We start from the raw sequence: 15784 nt of genomic DNA on the forward strand, positions 1-15784 counted from the left end.
CCCAACACCGCACCGGCCGCCGGTGGCACCCAAGGCCAAACCCTCGCCCCAACCTCCGCGTTCTTACGCCCCCGGGGGGCCCGCCCCTTGGCCCGCGGGGCCCCCGCTTTTCGTTGTGCCGCTGGTGCTTCCGCCCGGAGGGGTGGTGCCGAGTGTCGATCCGCGCGGGCAGCGATTAGGTTTTCACGCATGATCTCCACGTCTGCGGACCGGTTCGGACTCGGTCTGGCCGCGCTCGGCCGCCCCGCCTACATCAACGTCGGTCGCAGCGACGCGCTGCCCGCGCACCGGACCGCCGAGGCGATGCGGGAGCACACCGCCCAGGTGCTCGACGCGGCCTTCGCGCGCGGCATCCGGTGGGTGGACGCGGCCCGCTCGTACGGCAGCGCGGAGGAGTTCCTCGCCGGCTGGCTCGCCGAGCGCGGGCACGGCGACGTCACCGTCTCCAGCAAGTGGGGTTACGCCTACGTCGCGGAGTGGCGGATCGAGACCGAGGTGCACGAGGTCAAGGAGCACTCGGTGGAACGCCTCCGGGAGCAGTGGGCGCAGACCCGCGAGCTGCTCGGCGACCGGGTCGACCTCTACCAGGTGCATTCGCTCACCCCGGAGAGCCCGCTGTTCGACGACCTGGCGCTGCAGCACGAGCTCGCCAGGTTGCGCGACTCCGGGGTGCGGCTCGGGTTCTCCACCAGCGGCGCCGCGCAGGCCGACGCCGTGGAGCGGGCCTGGGAGCTGGAGATCGGCGGCACCCAGCTGTTCAGCGCCGTGCAGTCCACCTGGAACTCGCTGGAGCCCTCGGTGGGGCGGGCGCTGGCGGAGGCGCACCACGGCGGCTGGCGGGTGCTGGTGAAGGAGTCCCTGGCCAACGGCAGGCTCGCCGTGAATCCGCCGGAACTGCTGGCCAGGGTCGCGCGGCGGCACGGGGCCACGCCGGACGCGGTGGCGCTGGCGCACGTGCTCGCCCAGCCGTGGGCGGACGTCGTGCTCGTGGGGCCCGCCGACGTGGCGCAGCTGGACTCGAACCTGGCGGCGGCCGAGGTGCGGCTCGACGGGACCGACCTGGACGAGCTCGCCGCGCTGACCAGGGATCCCGCCACGTACTGGGGCGAGCGCGCATCGATGCCCTGGCATTGAGCGCGCGAGCGTCAGCCGGCGTCCTGGCGGTCGAACCACTCGTGGACGAACTGCCTGCTGTCGGCGGCGAACGGCCAGCCCGGATCCGCGAGGCGCGCGCGCAGCTCGTCCAGCGGCATCCACCAGCCGTCGGCGACCTCCTCCGGCTGGTGCACCATCGGCCCGTCCCAGCGCGCCTCGTAGACGAAGCCGTGGTGGCGCACCGAGCCCTGCTCGAACACCGAGCGGAACAGGAACCGCAGCGGCACGCCCCGGACGCCCAGCTCCTCGGCCAGCTCCCGCTCCGCGCCTGCCGCGGGGTCCTCGCCCGCGGCGACGACCCCGCCCGCGAAGCAGTCGTGCGCGCCGGGGTTGACGTCCTTGTGCTCGGTGCGCCGGTGCACGTAGACCGACCCGCCGTCGACCGAGCGCACCAGGATGGACGTGGCCGCGTGCCACAACCCGTCCCGCCGCATCCGCCAGCGCGGCGCGGACCCCGCGACCCGGCCCGACTCGTCGTACACCGCCACCTGTTCGTCCTGAGCTCCCACGCCCGCATCCTCGCAGAGATCATCGGCGGGAAACCGGGAACGCGGTTCCCGGGACCACCCGCCAGGTGTAACCGGGACCGCCGGAAACTCTGCTTCCCGGCCCGGAACCCGTAGGCTTCCAGGTATGCGGCGGATCATGGGAACCGAAGTGGAGTACGGCATCGTCGTGCCCGGCGATTCGACGGCGAACCCGGTGCTGACCTCCACGCACATCGTGCTCGCCTACGCGGCCGCGGCCGACATCCCGCGGGCCCGCCGTGCCCGGTGGGACTACGAGGTGGAATCACCGCTGCGGGACGCGCGCGGCTTCGACCTGGGCGCGGCGGCGCCGCAGAACAACGGCAACGACAGCGACGACCTCGGCGCGGCCAACGTCATCCTCACCAACGGCGCCCGGCTCTACGTCGACCACGCCCACCCCGAGTACTCGGCGCCCGAGGTCACCAACCCGCGCGACGCCGTCGTCTGGGACAAGGCGGGCGAACGGGTGATGGAGGAGGCCGCGATCAAGGCGGCCAGCGTGCCCGGCACCGCCCAGATGCAGCTGTACAAGAACAACGTCGACGGCAAGGGCGCCAGCTACGGCACCCACGAGAACTACCTGATGGCCAGGGACACCCCGTTCACCTCGGTGATCGCCGGGCTCACCCCGTTCTTCGCGTCCCGCCAGGTGATGTGCGGTTCCGGGCGGGTCGGCCTCGGGCAGGCGGGGGAGAAGCCGGGCTTCCAGCTCTCCCAGCGCTCGGACTACATCGAGGTCGAGGTCGGCCTGGAGACCACGCTCAAGCGCGGCATCATCAACACCCGCGACGAGCCGCACGCCGACGCCGACAAGTACCGCAGGCTGCACGTCATCATCGGCGACGCGAACCTCGCCGAGACCTCCACGTACCTGAAGGTCGGCACGACCGCGCTGGTGCTGGACATGATCGAGGCCGGGGAGCGCTTCGACGACCTCAAGCTGGCCGACTCGGTGCAGGCGGTGCACCTGATCAGCCACGACCCGACGCTGCGCCAGATCGTGGAGCTCGCCGACGGGCGCCGGTTCACCGGCCTCGACCTGCAGCGCGAGTACCACGACCGGGCGGCGCGGCACGTCGCCGAGCACGGCGGCGACCAGGCCGCCCAGGACGTGCTGGCGACCTGGGGCGAGGTGCTGGACCTGCTCGGCGGGGACCCGATGGACTGCGCGGACCGGCTCGACTGGCCCGCGAAGCTGCGGCTGCTGGAGCACTACCGGGAGCGCGGCAACCTCGGCTGGGCCTCGCCGAAGCTGCACATGATCGACCTGCAGTACTCCGACGTGCGGCTGGACAAGGGCCTGTACAACCGGCTGGTGGCCCGCGGCTCCATGCGCAGGCTCGTCACCGAGGACGAGGTGCGCGCCGCCGTCACCAGCCCGCCGGAGGACACCCGCGCCTACTTCCGGGGCCGCTGCCTGGAGCGCTACCCGGCCGCGGTCGCCGCCGCCTCCTGGGACTCGGTCATCTTCGACCTGGGCCGGGAATCGCTGGTGCGCATCCCCACCCTGGAACCGCTGCGCGGCACCCGCGCCCACGTGGGCGAACTGCTCGACGCCGCCTCCAGCGCCGAGGAGCTGGTGGACTCGCTCACCCGGGGCTGACCACGATCCGGAACGCCGTCTCCGCCGGGCGCGAAAGATCGCAAGAATGCCCGCTCGGATGTGGGCGAACAGGGGTTCCGCTAGGTACTGTTCCTCTCAGGATGCCCTTTGTTCGACGACCGTTCGACCAGCCCGGCATCCAACGGACAACCACCGGGAGGGCGAGATGTCCCAGGAAAAGGTCCAGCGGCCCGACGGCGGCGACGGGGACGAGGAATCGGGTCCGGAAGCCGCCGGCCAGGAACGTCGCGAGAAGCTCGGCGAAGACGTCGACGCCATCCTGGACGAGATCGACGACGTCCTCGAGGAGAACGCCGAGGACTTCGTCCGCGCCTACGTGCAGAAGGGCGGCCAGTAGGCACCGACACCGCGCGGCCGCCGGGACCTCGCCCGGCGGCCCTGCGCCACGCGGGCGGACGCGATCTTCGCCGACGCGGGCGATCTTGATTAGAGTTGCGGTACGGCCCAGATCAACCGGCCTCGCCGTCTCGGCGGCGGGGCAGTCCTTCGAAGCAGGAGACGATGTCGCCGATGGAATCCAGCGCGGCTCGGAACTTTCCGGGTCAGGCCCTGCCCGCTGCCTACCTCACCTCCGGATCCTCATCGTTCACCGACTTCCTCCAGGTCACCGCGCCGGAGCTGCTGCCGGGCAACCGGGACGTCCCGCAGGGCGTCGTCGAGGCGCCGCACGGCACCACCATCGTCGCGCTGACCTTCCGCGGCGGGGTGCTGCTGGCCGGCGACCGCCGCGCCACCATGGGCAACCTCATCGCCCAGCGGGACATGGACAAGCTCTACGTCACCGACTCCTACTCGGCGGTGGGCATCGCGGGCACCGCGGGCATCGCGCTGGAGATGGTGCGGCTGTACGCGATCGAGCTGGAGCACTACGAGAAGCTCGAAGGCGTGCCGCTGTCCCTGGACGGCAAGGCGAACAAGCTCGCCACGATGCTGCGCGGCAACCTGCAGGGCGCGATGGCCGGGCTGGCGGTGCTGCCGCTGTTCGCCGGGTTCGACACCGCGGCCGAGGACCCGGACCGGGCGGGCCGGATCATCTCCTACGACATCACCGGCGGCCGCTACGCCGAGTCCGGCGGCTACCACGCCGTCGGGTCCGGTTCGGTGTTCGCGAAGTCGGCGCTGAAGAAGCGGCACGACCCGGACGCCGACGTGGATTCCGCGGTGCGCAACGCGGTCGAATCGCTCTACGACGCGGCCGACGACGACACCGCCACCGGCGGCCCGGACGTGTCCCGGCGGATCTACCCGACCGTCGTGACGATCACGGCCGAGGAGGGCGCGGTCCGGCTGGACGACCAGCAGGCCGCCGCCATCGCCGAAGAAGTCGTCCAGGGCAGGCGCGAGAACCCCGGCGGCTGACGCCGCATTCCCCCGACGATGCCGTTCCCCGCCTGGCGGGGCTGCCGAACGATTCGATCCAGGAGTGCACAGCCGTGACGATGCCGTTCTACACCTCCCCCGAACAGCTGATGCGGGAGCGCTCCGAGCTGGCCCGCAAGGGCATCGCCCGGGGTCGCAGCGTGGTGGTGCTCAAGTACGCGGGAGGCGTGCTGTTCGTGGCGGAGAACCCCTCCACCACGTTGCACAAGGTCTCCGAGATCTACGACCGGCTCGGGTTCGCCGCCGTCGGCCGCTACAGCGAGTTCGAGAGCCTGCGGGTGGCGGGGGTGCGCATCGCGGACTTCCGCGGGTACTCCTACGACCGGCGGGATGTCACCGGCCGGTCGCTGGCCAACACCTACGCCCAGCACCTGGGCGCCATCTTCACCGAGCAGATCAAGCCGTTCGAGGTGGAGATCTGCGTCGCCGAGGTCGGGCAGACCGCCGAGACCGACCAGCTCTACCGGCTCACCTACGACGGTTCGATCGTGGACGAACCGCAGTTCGTGGTGATGGGCGGGCAGGCCGACACGATCAACTCGACGATGAAGGACTCGTTCGAGGACGGCATGGAGCTGGGTCCGGCGGTGGAGCTGTCGGTGAAGGCGCTCGCCGCGAGCGGGGAGAGCACCCGGGAGCTCGGCGCCAAGCAGCTGGAGGTCGCCGTGCTGGAGCGGTCCCGGCCGCACCGCACGTTCCGGCGCATCGCGGGCGCGGCGCTGGAGGCGCTGCTGCCGAAGCCCGCCGCCGAGTCCGAGAGCTCCGAAGAGTCCGCGGACTCCTCGGACGGCGGGAACGGCTCCGCGAACGGCGAGTAGGTCAGCCGACCAGCACGAGCTTGCCGACGTGGCGCCGCGAGGCGAGTTCCGCCTGCGCCCGGTGCACGTCGGCGAGCCCGTACGTGGCGGCGACGACCGGGCGGACCCGGCCGCTGCGGGCGATCTCGGCGAGCTGCCGGAAGTGCGCCGGGGTGTGCATGCTCGATCCGACGAGCGCGATGTTGTGCAGGTACAGCCGCCGCACGTCGAGTTCGACCAGCGGACCAGCGAGCGCCCCGGCCACCACCCACCGTCCGCCGTCGCGCACCGCGGGCAGGCCGCGCGGGATGTTCTCACCCGCGGCGACGTCGAGGACCACGTCGACCCGGCCCACCGCGACGCCGTCCCAGGGCTGCTCGGCGCGGTCCAGGACTTCGGTGGCGCCGGCCGCGCGCACCGCGTCGAGCTTTCCGGCGCTGCTGATCGCGAGCACTTCCGCGCCGCGTGCCGCGGCCAGTTGCACCAGCGCCAGCCCGACCCCGCCGGATGCGCCGGTGACGACGACGGTGTGCCCGTCGCGCACGTCGCCCCGTTCCAGCATGCCCAGCGCGGTGCCGTAGGCGGTGGGGAAGCAGGCGAGTTCCGCGTCGTCCAGCGGTGATCCGCTCATGTCGTGCGCCCGGTCGGCGCGCGCGGTGACGTACCGCGCGTAGCCGCCGTCGCGTTCGCTGCCGAGCAGCCCGACCGGGTTCGCGTGCTCGCCGTCCCCGTCGTAGATCGCGGGGTCGAGCAGCACGGGGGTGCCGCGGAGGCCCGGGTCGACGGCCGCGCCGACGTCGACGACGGTGCCCGCGACGTCCGCGCCCTGGATCCGGGGGAAGTCGACGGGGCCGCGCCAGCCCGCGCGAGCGGTGGGGTCTCCGGGGCGGCCGTAGGCGCCTTCGCGGGTCCACAGGTCGGTGTTGTTCAGCGCGACGGCGCCGACCTGGACCAGGACTTCACCTTCGGCGGGCACGGGGACCGGGACGTCGGCGAGTTCCAGGGCCTCGGGGCCGCCGTGGCCGGTCAGGCGGGCTGCGGTCATGGTGCTGGGAACGGTCATCGGGGCCTCCGCACGCGGGTACACTGGTCGGTGAAGTCGACGCGAGCGTAAGGTGCACCGATCGGTGAACACAATGCCGTTGGACCCGCAGATCCTCACCCCCGGCGCACGACGCATCCTCGATGCGGCGGCGACGCTGTTCTACGAACTCGGCATCACCGCCGTCGGCGTGGACCTGATCGCCGCCCGCTCCGGGGTGACCAAGCGGACGCTCTACGACCGGTTCGGCTCCAAGGACGTCCTGGTCGCCACCTACCTCGCCGAACGCGACCAGCGGTGGCGCGCCGAGGTCACCGCCTCCCTCGACCGCCCCGGGCTGTCCGCGCTGGACCGGGTGACTGCGCCGTTCGACGCGCTCGCCGAGTGGACCGCGCGGCACTCGCGGGGCTGCGCCTTCATCAACGCGCTCGCCGAACTGCCCGATGGCGCGCACCCGGCGCGGCGGATCGCCGCGGACGAGAAGCGCTGGCTGCTGGAGCTGTTCGAGCGGCTGACCGAGGAGGCGGGAATCGTGGACTCCGGCCGGCTCGCGAGGGAACTGCTGTACCTGCACGAAGGCGCGCTGGTCGTGGGATCGGTCGTGCCCGGCGACGCCGCCGCCGACGCCGGACGAGCGGCCCGAGCGCTCGTCGCGGCCCGGTCCTAGGCGGGTCCGCCCGGGTCGAGCTCGGTGCCGTCGAGCTTGCGCCTGGCCGGTGCGGAGGTCGATTCGGTGCCGTGGTCGGCCGGTGCCTGGTCGGTCGAGTGCTCTGGTCGAGCGGTTGCCCGGTCCAGTTCGTGCTCCGGTCGAGCCGGTGCCCGGTCGAGGTCGCGCCCGCGCTTAGCCGAGCTCGCGCCGGTACACGCTCAGCATCTGGCCGTGCGCGGCGAACGCGAACCGGTTGCCCGGCGCCCCGATCTCGCCGTCGGTGGCCACCGCCACCGCGGGACCGTGCACCCGGACGTCCAGGAAGCGGTGCTCCCGCTCCACGTAGGTGCGGCTGCGGTGCAGCGCGCCGGTCATCGCCGCCAGCACGAACCGCAACCGGGACCAGGGGACGTCGGCGCGCACGTAGCGGACGTCGAGCCTGCCGCCGTCCAGCCGCGGCCGCCATGAGGGCGCGAACCCGCGCGGCGCGTACGAACCGTTGCCCGCGAACAGGATCCAGACCTGCCGCCGCACCCCGTTGAGCTCCACGTCCAACGGGCTCGACTCGTACAGCACCCGCGCGAGCGCCGCCGCTCCCGCGGGCCACTTGCCCCAGCGCCCGGTCCACTGCTCCCGGAACCGGACCAGGTCCGGGTAGCCGCCGATGCTGGCGGTGTTGAGGAACCAGCGCGTCGGCCGGTCGTCCACGGTCACCCCGCCCAGGTCGACGCGTACCGCCGTGCCCTGCTCCACCGCGTCGGCCACCGAATCGGAGTCGGAGACCCCGGCGTCCCTGGCGAAGTGGTTCAACGTGCCCGCCGAGAGCACCGCGAGCGGGATCCCCCTGGTGGTGGCGAGCGCCGCGACCGCGGCCACGGTGCCGTCGCCACCCGCCACGCCCAACGCGCGGATCGTGGCGCCCTCCTGGTCCAGCCGGTCGGCGAGGTCCGCGACCACGTCGCGGCCCGGCTCCGCGAGCACCACCTTCGCCGCGGGCCAGCGGGTGCTCACCCAGTGCTCCGGATCGAAGGTGCCGTCCCCGGAACCCGGGTTGACCAGCACCAGCACGCCTTCCCCGTCGCGCAGCGCCGGCACGTCGGCCGGGTGGCGCACCGCGGCCGCCTCATCCGGGCGCAACGGCCACCAGCGCCGCGTCGCCCACGCCAGGCCCGCGCCGATCGCGGCGCCGCACACCACGTCGCTGGGCCAGTGCACCCCGGTGTGCACCCGCGAGTAGCCGACGGCGGCGGCGACCGGGGCCACCGCCAGCCCGAGCGCGGGCGACTCCATCCCCACCGCGGTGGCGAACGCGGCCGCGGAGGCGGCGTGCCCGGACGGGAAGGAGGAGGAGCGCGGCGGATCGCTGAGCCTGCGGTGCCGCGGGACCAGCCGCGCGGCCGGGCGCCGCCGCGGGAACAGCGGCTTGCCCAGCAGGTTCGTCGCAGCGCTGGCCGCCGCGATCGCCGCGACCCCGCGCAGCGCGGCACGCCGCGGCGCTCCCTTGCGGACCGCCAGCCCGGCGGCGACCGAGAGCCACAGCGCGCTGTGGTTCGCGGCGGTGCTCAGGGCCTTCACGGCGGTGTCGGCGGCGGTGCGGGGGAGGGCGGCGCTGCGCCGGGCCAGGTCGCGGTCCACCGCGTCCACCTTGCGGGTGATCTTGGGAAGCCACGTCTGCACGTCCCGCACGCTACCGATGCCCGAACGGCGGACCGCCGATGGCCGCCGCAGCGCCTACTGTGGAGGCATGCAGCGGCGGATCTTCGGCATCGAAACCGAGTTCGGGGTCACCTGCACCTTCCACGGGCAGCGTCGGCTCTCCCCGGACGAGGTCGCCAGGTACCTGTTCCGGCGGGTCGTGTCGTGGGGACGTTCCTCGAACGTGTTCCTGCGCAACGGCGCCCGCCTCTACCTCGACGTCGGCTCGCACCCGGAGTACGCCACCGCCGAGTGCGACGACCTGACCCAGCTGGTCACCCACGACAAGGCGGGGGAGCGGATCCTGGAGGACCTGCTCGTCGACGCCGAACGCCGCCTGGCCGACGAGGGCATCGGCGGGGACATCTTCCTGTTCAAGAACAACACCGACTCGGCGGGCAACTCCTACGGCTGCCACGAGAACTACCTGGTCGGGCGGTCCGGCGAGTTCTCCCGGATCGCGGACGTGCTGCTGCCGTTCCTGGTGACCAGGCAGCTGATCTGCGGGGCGGGCAAGGTGCTGCAGACCCCGCGCGGCGCGGTGTACTGCCTGTCGCAGCGCGCCGAGCACATCTGGGAGGGCGTCTCCAGCGCCACCACCCGGTCGCGGCCGATCATCAACACCCGGGACGAGCCGCACGCGGACGCCGAGCGCTACCGCAGGCTGCACGTGATCGTCGGCGACTCGAACATGTCCGAGGTGACGACGCTGCTCAAGGTGGGCACCGCGCACCTGGTGCTGGAGATGATCGAGAGCGGCGTGCAGTTCCGCGACTTCAGCCTGGACAACCCGATCCGCGCGATCCGCGAGATCAGCCACGACCTCACCGGCAGGCGGACGGTCCGGCTGGCCGGCGGGCGGGAGGCCTCGGCGCTGGACATCCAGCGCGAGTACCACAGCCGGGCGGTGGACCACGTGGCCCGCCGCGGCTCCGACCCGATGTCCGAGCGGATCCTGGACCTGTGGGGCCGGGCGCTGGACGCGGTGGAGTCGCAGGACTACTCGTCGATCGACCGCGAGGTGGACTGGGCGATCAAGCTGCGGCTGCTGGAGCGCTACCGCAGCAAGCACGGGCTGGAGCTGTCCAGCCCCCGCATCGCGCAGCTCGACCTCGCCTACCACGACATCCGGCGCGGCCGGGGGCTGTTCGACATGCTCCAGCGCAAGGACCTGGTCGACCGCGCCACCGAGGACGGGGAGATCGAGGCCGCGAAGGACACGCCGCCGCAGAGCACCCGGGCGAAGCTGCGCGGGGACTTCATCGCCGCCGCGCAGGCGGCCGGGCGCGACTTCACCGTCGACTGGGTGCACCTGAAGCTGAACGACCAGGCGCAGCGCACCGTGCTGTGCAAGGACCCGTTCCGCGCGGTGGACGAGCGGGTGGAGCGGCTGATCGGGTCGTTGTAGCGGGTCGTCGCTGCGGGGCCCACACGATGCGGTGAAGCGCCACCCGAGATCGCCCGTTCGAACACGGGTTCGGATAGGCTTGATCTCGCAGTGCCGCTCGTGGGAAGGACCGCACCATGATCACTCAGCCGAAGTTCGCCGTGCTCCACGTCGTCGACCAGGGGCGCGCGGTGGAGTTCTTCGCCGGAACCCTCGGGTTCGAGGTGCTCACCGATGCGCCGTACGGCGATGGCGACCGGTGGATCGAGGTGCGACCACCGGGTGCGCGGACGTACCTGGTGCTCGCCGCCGGAGATCCGGAGCTCGCCGCCCGCATCCGGGAGCAGCGCGGGCCGATGAGCACGGTGTGGTTCGACTCGGACGACCTCGACGCGACCTTCGCCGAACTCAGCGCGAAGGGCGTGTCGTTTCCGGTCGAGCCGCAGGCCGCGCCGTGGGACCCCGGCGGGACCACGAGGTGGGCGCAGTTCGCGGATCCGGAGGGGAACCTGTACGGGATCAGCGCGCGGGACTAGTGCCCTCCGCCGCCGGGTCCCGTGCCCCCGGGCCCCGGGCCCCGGGCCGCAGCGTCGTGGTGCGGGAGCGGCTCGCCGTCGTGGCGGTGGCCTCGCGTACCGGCGGCCTCGGGTGCGGCGGCGGGCTCAGCGCAGCGGGTGCTGGCCGGTGGGGCGGATGAGCAGTTCGTTGACGTCGACGGTGGCGGGCTGGGCTAGCGCGTAGAGCGCCGCTTCGGCGACGTCGGCCGCGCGCAGCTTCGGCCGGTCGGCCTGCTCGGGGGTGTTCATTCCGGTCTCGACCAGGCCCGGCTGCAGCAGGGTGACGCGGACACCGGTGCCGACGCACTCCGCGCGGATGTTCTGCGCCATGCCGGTCACCGCCCACTTCGTGGCGGAGTAGAGGTTTCCCGGCCGGATGCCGCGCCCCGCCGCGGATCCGGTCAGCAGCAGGTGGCCGCGGGTGCGCACCAGCGCGGGGAGCGTGGCCCGTGCGGTGAGGGCGGCGCCGTGCACGTTGGTGAGCACCATGTCCCGCCAGTCCGCGGGGTCCGCACCGTCGGTGCCGAGGAAGGAGGTCGCGACGCTGCGGCCCGCGTTGGCGAACGCGGCGTCGAGCCTGCCGAAGTGCTGCTCGACCCGCGCCACGGCGGTGCTGAGGTCGTCCCAGTCGGTGACGTCGCAGGGCACGGCGAGCGTGCGGGACTCCCCGGCCGGGGTCGCGGATGTGTCCAGTTCGCGGACCAGCTCGGCCAGCGCGCCCGCTGATCGGGAGAGCAGGGCGAGCCGGTGGCCGGCACGGGCCGCGGCTCGCGCGGTGGCGGCGCCGATCCCGCGGGAGGCGCCGGTGATGAGCAGGACCGGACCGGGGGCGTCGGCGGGCGCTGGCATGACCGCAGTCTAGGAGCGGAGGAGGAGTGATGAACGACTTCACGGCCACGACACCTTCAGTGTCGAGTGAAATCAATGAGCCGAAGGCCGGCCGCGCACCGCGGGCGAAACGGCACGTCCACCGCGGCCGAGGACGCGGACCACCCGTGCCGGACGTGCCCGAAAGTCCTGATCAACTGCGATGGAGCTAGAGTTTCAAAGTGGCCACTGCGCGTGCTGAACGCTTGGTGAACCTGGTGCTGTGCCTGCTCTCGACGCGCCAGTACCTGACGGCGGAGCGAATCAGGGGGATTGTTCCGGGTTACACCGACGCGCCCAATGACGAGGCGTTCTTCCGGACCTTCGAGCGCGACAAGTCCGAGTTGCGGGACCTGGGCGTGCCGTTGGAGACCGGCCGGAACTCGGCGTTCGACGCCGCCGACGGCTACCGGATCGCCCGGCGGGACTACGAACTCGGCGACATCGGGTTGGAACCGGACGAGGCGGCGGCGGTGGCGCTGGCGCTGCGGCTCTGGGACTCCCCGGAGCTCACCGGTGCGGCGCGGGGCGCGCTGCTGAAGCTGCGAGCCGCCGGGGTGGACGTCGACGACCGGGCCGCGGGCACCATCGAACCGAAGGTGCGCACCAGCGAGCCCGCGTTCCCCGCGCTGCTGGCCGCCGTGCAGGCCGGCCGGGTGGTCACCTTCGACTACCGGAGGCCGAACGAGGTCCGGGCGCAGCAGCGCACCGTCGAGCCGTGGGGAGTGGTGGCCTGGCGAGGGCGCTGGTATCTGGTCGGGCACGACCGGGATCGGCGGGCGCCGCGCTGCTTCCGGCTGTCCCGCGTGCAGGGTGAACCGAAGGCGCAGGGCCGGGCGGGTGCGGTCACCAGGCCGCCGGACGTGGACCTGCTGACGATGGTCGCCGGGGAGCAGCGCGAAGCGCCGCCGAGCACGCCGGTGCGGTTGTGGGTCGTGCCGGGGCGGGCCCAGGGCCTGCGCCGCCGGGCGTCGGTGGTGGACTCGATGCGGCTGGACGGGATCGAGGGGGACGTGCTGGAGCTGGAGCTGTCGTACCCGGACTCGGCGGCATCCTGGATCGCGGGGCACGGGCCGGACGTGCTGCTGCTGGAGCCGGACGTGCTGCGGAAATCGGTGCACGAAGCGCACTTGGGGGCCGCGGCAGCCGCCGGAGCCCGCGGCGACGAGGCGGGGGAGGTGCGGGGATGACGGCCGGGGCGACGCAGCGGTTGCCACGGCTGCTGGCACTGGTGCCGTACCTGCTGAGCAGGCCGGGCATCCCGGTGGCCGACGCGGCGGCGGACTTCGGCGTCGGGGAGCAGCAGCTGCGGCGGGACCTGGAACTGCTGTGGATGTGCGGCCTCCCCGGCTACGGGCCGGGCGACCTGATCGACCTCTCCTTCGAGAGCGAGACCATCACCGTCACCTACGACGCGGGGATGCGCCGCCCGCTGCGGATGACGGCCTCGGAGGCGACCTCGCTGCTGGTGGCGCTGCGCGCACTCGCCGACACGCCCGGCATCGCCGACACCGAGGCGGTGCAGCGTGCGTTGTCGAAGGTGGAGGAGGCCGTCGGCCAGGCAGGTCCGACCGGGGTCGTGGTCGGGCTCACCGGGCGGGAGGGCCCCATCGCGCCAGGTGTGCAGGAAGCCGTGCAGCACGCCGCGACCGAGCACCGCGCGCTGTGGATGCGGTACTACACGGCGTCCCGGGACGAGATCAGCGAACGCACCGTGGACCCGATGCGGCTGGTGATCGTCGACGGCCGCAGCTACCTGGAGGCGTGGTGCCGCTCGGCCGTGGGGGGGCGCCCCTTCCGGCTGGACCGCATCGACGCGGCCGACGTGCTCGACGAACCGGCCCGGCCGCCGCGGGACGCCGAACCCACCGACTTCTCCGCCGGGCTGTTCCGGCCGATGCCGGACCAGCCGAGCGCGCTGCTGGAGCTGGACCGGGACGCCCGCTGGGTCAGCGAGTACTACCCGGTGGACGAGCTCACGGAGCTGCCGGAGGGGCGGATCCGGGTGCGGATGCGGTACTCGGACCGCTCGTGGATGGTGCGGCTCGTGCTCGGGCTGGGCGGCCAGGGCCGCGTGGTGGAGCCGAGCGAGCTGGCCGAGGACGTGCGCGGGCGGGCGGAAGCGGCGCTGGCGCGGGCGCGGCACCTGCCCGCGACCTGACCGGAGCGGGCCGGGCGGTGCGCGGTCCCGCTGCCGACGACGAACACCTGCTCGCCCTCGACGGCGCCCGGCGCGCCGGTGGGGCGACAGCCGCTCGTCGCGGGACTCGGACGGCTCGGTGTCGGGGTGAGCTCCGGCTCGTCGTCCGGCGGCGCCCGGGGCGTTCCCGGGTGGGTGCCGGGTCCGTCGGGGTGGCGGTTCCGGAAGTCGTCGGCGCCCGCCGGGGGCCCGGCCACGCCGCTGCGGCGGCGGCCGCCGAGCGCGCTACGGTGATCCGGTGCCGTACGTGTGGAGTCTTGTGCTGTTCGTGGTGGGAGTGCTGCTCCTGCTCGCCCTGCTGATCAGGTTCTTCGTGCTGCTGCGCAGGGTGCGCGCGGTGCAACGCGAGGTCACCGCGGACGTGTCGAACCGCTCGGGTCTGCTGAAAGCACGAGTCGCGGGACTCCAGGTGGCGCTCGCAGAGCGGCGTAAAGGTGCCACGTGACGGCCTATGAGAGCGTCATCCGCCCGCGTACCATTGCGGTCGCAGGAAGCCCCGAGAAAGGTGTGCACTGATGGGTTTGCCAGGTGGGTGGGAACTCGTACTCATCGTCGCTGTGCTGGTGTTGCTGTTCGGTGCCACCAAGCTGCCGCAGATGGCGCGTTCGCTCGGCCAGTCCGCGCGCGTGTTCAAGGCCGAGGCGCGCGGCTTGAAGGAAGACGAAGCCGCTGCCAAGCGGGAGAAGGAAACCGCCTCCGAGCCGCAGCAGCTCACCGCCGGTGAGCCGAGCGCGCCGGTGACCGCGACCAACGCGGAAGAGCCGCAGCGCAACCAGAACAAGAACTGATCGGAGACGGAACGCACGGTGAGTTCAAACCCGTTGCGCCGTTTGAACCCGTGGCGCAGTGACCGCCGCCGTTGGGGTCGCCGGCACAACCCCGACGGCACCATGACCCTCATCGATCACCTCTACGAACTGAGGTATCGGCTCGGTTGGGCGGCCTTCGGCATTCTGGTCGGCGCGATCCTCGGCTTCATCTGGTTCTCGCACGAGATCTTCGGACTGCCGAAGCTCAGCGACATCCTGATCCACCCGTACTGCCAGCTGCCGGCCAGCGTGCGCTTCAGCCCGAACGGCGAGTGCCAGCTGCTGCAGACGAAGGCGTTCGAAGTCTTCATGCTGCAGCTGAAGGTGGGCATCGCGGTGGGTTCGCTGCTGTTCAGCCCGCTGTGGCTGTACCAGCTGTGGGCGTTCATCACGCCGGGCCTGCACGCGAACGAGCGCAAGTTCGCCCGCACGTTCGTGAGCATCGCCAGCCTGCTGTTCGTCGCGGGCGGCGTGCTGGCCTACTTCGTGGTGCCCGAGGGCCTGGCATTCATGACCGGCTTCGGCGGGGGCGCGTTCTTCACCGCGCTGACCGGTGGCGAGTACATCAACTTCGTGCTGCTGATGCTGCTGATGTTCGGGATCAGCTTCGAGATGCCGCTGGTGCTGGTGATGCTGAACCGGGCCGGTGTGGTCAGCTACGCGAAGCTGAAGAGCTGGTGGCGGGGCATCGTGTTCGGCCTGTTCGTGCTGGCGGCCGTCGCCACCCCGGGCCAGGACCCGTTCTCGATGCTGGCGCTGGCCGCGTGCCTGGTGGTGCTGTTCGTGATCGCGCTGGTGATCTGCCGGGCGCAGGACCGGTCGAAGGCGCGGAAGCTCGCCGGGCAGGGCATGGACGGTGTCGGCCTGGACGAGGCGTCGAAGATCGACCACCGCCCGTCGAAGCTGGACACCACGCCGTCGCAGGCGCCGGCCGGCGGCAACGACGACGCCACGTAGCGCCGCGCACGACCCTTCGGTGATCTTCATCGGCGGCGGCCCCCCCCCCGGGGGGGGGGCCCCGGGGGGGGGGGGGGGGGGGGGGTTGCGGCGGGAGAAAAACCACCCCGCCCCCCGGCCGGGGATGCCCCCGGG

Annotated in this window: 17 protein-coding genes; 13 read left to right on the top strand and 4 right to left on the bottom strand. The window is 72.6% G+C overall.

The genetic code is table 11. The annotated features are described in order from the left end of the window. The first annotated feature begins 189 nt into the window (after positions 1 to 189). Entirely contained in the window at positions 190 to 1134 is a 945-nt protein-coding gene (locus LCD31_RS19705) for an aldo/keto reductase (protein ID WP_224960104.1), read from the top strand. A gap of 11 nt (positions 1135 to 1145) precedes the next feature. On the opposite strand, the gene LCD31_RS19710 is transcribed toward LCD31_RS19705, so the two are convergent. Beyond that, on the bottom strand, positions 1146 to 1664 hold the full coding sequence (locus LCD31_RS19710) for an NUDIX hydrolase (RefSeq protein ID WP_224960105.1): 519 nt from the start codon (positions 1662 to 1664) through the stop codon (positions 1146 to 1148). A 124-nt stretch (positions 1665 to 1788) separates the two neighbouring features. Here LCD31_RS19710 and dop point away from each other — a divergent pair, with 124 nt between their 5' ends. The 4 genes from dop to prcA all read left to right on the top strand — a co-directional run bounded on the left by dop (position 1789) and on the right by prcA (position 5507). After that, positions 1789 to 3288: a depupylase/deamidase Dop gene (gene dop / locus LCD31_RS19715; protein WP_224960107.1), complete on the top strand. Its 1500-nt coding sequence runs from the start codon at positions 1789 to 1791 to the stop codon at positions 3286 to 3288. Between the two features lie 166 nt (positions 3289 to 3454). Next, complete coding sequence (locus LCD31_RS19720; protein ID WP_184478281.1) at positions 3455 to 3646, top strand: ubiquitin-like protein Pup; 192 nt, start codon at positions 3455 to 3457, stop codon at positions 3644 to 3646. Positions 3647 to 3819: 173 nt separating this feature from the next. Next, on the top strand, positions 3820 to 4668 hold the full coding sequence (gene prcB, locus LCD31_RS19725; protein WP_224960123.1) for a proteasome subunit beta: 849 nt from the start codon (positions 3820 to 3822) through the stop codon (positions 4666 to 4668). Positions 4669 to 4742: 74 nt separating this feature from the next. Then, positions 4743 to 5507, top strand: coding sequence for a proteasome subunit alpha (gene prcA, locus LCD31_RS19730; RefSeq protein WP_224960109.1), 765 nt, complete (start codon positions 4743 to 4745; stop codon positions 5505 to 5507). A gap of 1 nt (position 5508) precedes the next feature. Here prcA and LCD31_RS19735 read toward each other — a convergent pair whose 3' ends face one another. Further along, entirely contained in the window at positions 5509 to 6549 is a 1041-nt protein-coding gene (locus tag LCD31_RS19735; protein ID WP_224960111.1) for a zinc-binding dehydrogenase, read from the bottom strand. A 73-nt stretch (positions 6550 to 6622) separates the two neighbouring features. Between LCD31_RS19735 and LCD31_RS19740 the strand changes: the two genes are divergently transcribed. Further along, positions 6623 to 7195: a TetR/AcrR family transcriptional regulator gene (locus LCD31_RS19740; protein WP_224960124.1), complete on the top strand. Its 573-nt coding sequence runs from the start codon at positions 6623 to 6625 to the stop codon at positions 7193 to 7195. A 174-nt stretch (positions 7196 to 7369) separates the two neighbouring features. Here the strand turns inward: LCD31_RS19740 and LCD31_RS19745 are convergent, their stop codons facing one another. Then, entirely contained in the window at positions 7370 to 8854 is a 1485-nt protein-coding gene (locus tag LCD31_RS19745; protein ID WP_224960112.1) for a bifunctional phosphatase PAP2/diacylglycerol kinase family protein, read from the bottom strand. Positions 8855 to 8921: 67 nt separating this feature from the next. Here LCD31_RS19745 and pafA point away from each other — a divergent pair, with 67 nt between their 5' ends. Both pafA and LCD31_RS19755 read left to right on the top strand, forming a co-directional pair. After that, the gene (pafA, locus tag LCD31_RS19750; RefSeq protein ID WP_224960113.1) at positions 8922 to 10280 is read left to right on the top strand and encodes a Pup--protein ligase; all 1359 of its coding nucleotides are present in this window, start codon (positions 8922 to 8924) and stop codon (positions 10278 to 10280) included. A 116-nt stretch (positions 10281 to 10396) separates the two neighbouring features. After that, complete coding sequence (locus tag LCD31_RS19755; protein WP_224960114.1) at positions 10397 to 10795, top strand: VOC family protein; 399 nt, start codon at positions 10397 to 10399, stop codon at positions 10793 to 10795. Positions 10796 to 10921: 126 nt separating this feature from the next. Here the strand turns inward: LCD31_RS19755 and LCD31_RS19760 are convergent, their stop codons facing one another. After that, positions 10922 to 11665 (bottom strand): SDR family oxidoreductase, encoded by a 744-nt coding sequence (locus LCD31_RS19760; protein WP_224960115.1) that lies wholly within the window; start codon positions 11663 to 11665, stop codon positions 10922 to 10924. Between the two features lie 200 nt (positions 11666 to 11865). Here LCD31_RS19760 and LCD31_RS19765 point away from each other — a divergent pair, with 200 nt between their 5' ends. From LCD31_RS19765 to tatC, 5 genes are all read left to right on the top strand, one after another. Further along, positions 11866 to 12873 (top strand): YafY family protein, encoded by a 1008-nt coding sequence (locus tag LCD31_RS19765; RefSeq protein ID WP_224960116.1) that lies wholly within the window; start codon positions 11866 to 11868, stop codon positions 12871 to 12873. After that, positions 12870 to 13844 carry a YafY family protein gene (locus tag LCD31_RS19770; protein ID WP_224960117.1) on the top strand — a complete coding sequence of 325 codons (975 nt, stop codon included), beginning with the start codon at positions 12870 to 12872 and terminating at the stop codon, positions 13842 to 13844. The genes LCD31_RS19765 and LCD31_RS19770 overlap by 4 nt, the downstream gene beginning before the upstream one ends. 277 nt (positions 13845 to 14121) lie before the next feature. After that, the gene (locus tag LCD31_RS19775) at positions 14122 to 14328 is read left to right on the top strand and encodes a bacteriophage holin (RefSeq protein WP_224960118.1); all 207 of its coding nucleotides are present in this window, start codon (positions 14122 to 14124) and stop codon (positions 14326 to 14328) included. A 70-nt stretch (positions 14329 to 14398) separates the two neighbouring features. Continuing rightward, a complete protein-coding gene (gene tatA / locus LCD31_RS19780) occupies positions 14399 to 14671 on the top strand; it encodes a Sec-independent protein translocase subunit TatA (protein ID WP_224960120.1) in 273 nt (90 codons plus the stop codon). Positions 14672 to 14773: 102 nt separating this feature from the next. Next, entirely contained in the window at positions 14774 to 15649 is an 876-nt protein-coding gene (gene tatC, locus LCD31_RS19785; RefSeq protein WP_224960121.1) for a twin-arginine translocase subunit TatC, read from the top strand. The last annotated feature ends 135 nt before the right edge of the window (positions 15650 to 15784 follow it).

The organism is Saccharopolyspora sp. 6M, assembly GCF_020176775.1.
Lineage (GTDB): Bacteria > Actinomycetota > Actinomycetes > Mycobacteriales > Pseudonocardiaceae > Saccharopolyspora_C > Saccharopolyspora_C gregorii.

Coding starts and splice junctions, on each gene's coding strand:
- LCD31_RS19705 (WP_224960104.1), top strand. CDS start 190: ATGATCTCCACGTCTGCGGACCGGTTCGGACTCGGTCTGGCCGCGCTC.
- dop (WP_224960107.1), top strand. CDS start 1,789: ATGCGGCGGATCATGGGAACCGAAGTGGAGTACGGCATCGTCGTGCCC.
- LCD31_RS19720 (WP_184478281.1), top strand. CDS start 3,455: ATGTCCCAGGAAAAGGTCCAGCGGCCCGACGGCGGCGACGGGGACGAG.
- prcB (WP_224960123.1), top strand. CDS start 3,820: ATGGAATCCAGCGCGGCTCGGAACTTTCCGGGTCAGGCCCTGCCCGCT.
- LCD31_RS19735 (WP_224960111.1), bottom strand. CDS start 6,549: ATGACCGTTCCCAGCACCATGACCGCAGCCCGCCTGACCGGCCACGGC.
- LCD31_RS19740 (WP_224960124.1), top strand. CDS start 6,623: ATGCCGTTGGACCCGCAGATCCTCACCCCCGGCGCACGACGCATCCTC.
- pafA (WP_224960113.1), top strand. CDS start 8,922: ATGCAGCGGCGGATCTTCGGCATCGAAACCGAGTTCGGGGTCACCTGC.
- LCD31_RS19755 (WP_224960114.1), top strand. CDS start 10,397: ATGATCACTCAGCCGAAGTTCGCCGTGCTCCACGTCGTCGACCAGGGG.
- LCD31_RS19760 (WP_224960115.1), bottom strand. CDS start 11,665: ATGCCAGCGCCCGCCGACGCCCCCGGTCCGGTCCTGCTCATCACCGGC.
- LCD31_RS19770 (WP_224960117.1), top strand. CDS start 12,870: ATGACGGCCGGGGCGACGCAGCGGTTGCCACGGCTGCTGGCACTGGTG.
- tatA (WP_224960120.1), top strand. CDS start 14,399: ATGGGTTTGCCAGGTGGGTGGGAACTCGTACTCATCGTCGCTGTGCTG.
- tatC (WP_224960121.1), top strand. CDS start 14,774: ATGACCCTCATCGATCACCTCTACGAACTGAGGTATCGGCTCGGTTGG.